Below are 1791 nucleotides of genomic sequence, written 5' to 3' on the forward strand. Positions count from 1 at the left end.
CCGGTTCGGCCACGAAGGCTTGCAGCATCGATGGCACGAAGTGCAGCGTGGTGATGCCGGTCTGGCGCACCAGTTCGGCCAGGTAGCCGCTGTCCTGGTGGCCGCCGGGACGCGCCATGACCAGGCAGGCGCCGCTCATCAGCGGCCAGAAGAACTCCCATACCGATACGTCGAAGCTGTACGGCGTCTTTTGCAGCACGCGGTCTTGCGCGCCGATGGCGAAGCTGTCCTGCATCCAGTGCAGGCGGTTCATCAGCGCCGCGTGCTCGGTGAGCACGCCCTTGGGCTGGCCGGTCGAACCGGACGTGTAGATCACATAGGCCAGATCCGACGGCTGGTTGATGTCGGCCGGAGCCGACTGCGGGTAGGCGTCGAGCCAGGCCGCATCGAGGCAACGGGCCGTGACCGCTTTTGGCAGACGCTCGAGCAGGGCCGCCTGGGTCAGTACCAGCGGCGATGTGGCGTCGCCAAGCATGAAGGCGATGCGCGCAGCCGGCAGCTGCGGGTCGAGCGGCAGGTAGGCCGCACCGGCCTTGGCGATGCCGACCAGGGCCACGACCATGTCGGCCGAGCGCTCCATGCACACGCCGACAATGCTCTCGCGTCCCACGCCCTCGGCGCGCAGCGCGTGCGCCAGACGGTTGGCGCGCGCATGCAGCCCGGCGTAGGTCAGCGTCGCGCCTTCGCACAGCAGGGCAGGGGCGTCGGGACTGGCGGCCAATTGGGCGTCAAGCGCGGCCACCAGCGTTTGCGGGCCCGGATAGGTCTTGGCCGTGTCGTTCCACTGCACCAGTTGGCGATCGCGCTCGGCCGGCGGTAGCAGGTCGACGGGGGCATTGGCGATGGCTTGCTGCAGCACGTGCTGCCACTGGGCCAGCCAGCGTTCCATGGTGTCGGCGTCGAACAGGGCGCTGCGGTATTCGAGCATGACGCTCAGCGCCTTGCCGTCGTCATGCACTTCCCAGTTCTGATCGAACTTGGCGACGCGGCTTTCGCTGCCGATTTCACGCAGCGCCAGGCCGGGCCAGCGGCTGTCGTCGAGCCGGGCGTTCTGCATTACGAACAGGACCTGGAACAGTGGTGTCTGGGCCAAATTGCGGTCGTCGACCAAGGCATCGACTACCTGCTCGAACGGTACATCCTGGTTTTCCTGGGCCGCGAGGACCTGCTGGCGTACCTGTTCCAGCAGCTGCTCGAAAGCTTGGCCGATGTCGCAACGGATGACCAGCGTATTGACGAAGCAGCCGATCAGGCCCTGGGTTTCGAGCAGGCCGCGGTTGGCGACCGGTGTGCCGATGCGCACATCGCGCTGGCCGGCGTAGCGGCCCAGGGTGATCTTGAGGGCGGCCAGCAGCACCATGAACACGGTCGCTCCATGGGCGCCGGCGTAGGCGCGCACGTCGTCGGCCAGCTGTTGCGGCAGGCGCAGGAAGCATGCGCCTGCGTCCTCGCCCGGTTGTGCGGCGCGCGGCCGGTCGGTCGGCAGGTCGAGCACATAGCTGCCGTCGCCCAGGGTGGTGCGCCAGTAGTCGAGCTGGGCGCGGTTGCGTTCCTGCTGGGCGCTGTCGCGCTGCCACAGGCTGTAGTCGACATACTGGATCGGCAGCGGCGCCAGTTCCCGCGCATGGTAGGCGGCGGCCAGTTCGTCGATCAGCAGCTGGACCGACCAGTCGTCGGCCACGCAGTGGTGCACGGTCAGCATCAGCAGGACCTGGTCGTGGCCTTCGCGCTGGAGCAGGCGCGCGCGCAGCAGGCGGTCGTGTGCCAGGTCGAACGGCAGCTGCGCTTCGC

1 protein-coding gene is annotated in these 1791 nt (G+C 68.1%); it reads right to left on the bottom strand.

Annotated elements, in window-relative coordinates; all coding sequences use genetic code 11:
- Positions 1-1791 (bottom strand): non-ribosomal peptide synthetase (locus tag RBA40_RS33120; RefSeq protein WP_306653137.1); only part of this gene is annotated, 1791 nt, incomplete at both ends.

The sequence above is a fragment of the Massilia pseudoviolaceinigra genome (genome assembly GCF_030846505.1).
Classification (GTDB): Bacteria; Pseudomonadota; Gammaproteobacteria; order Burkholderiales; family Burkholderiaceae_D; genus Telluria_A; species Telluria_A violaceinigra.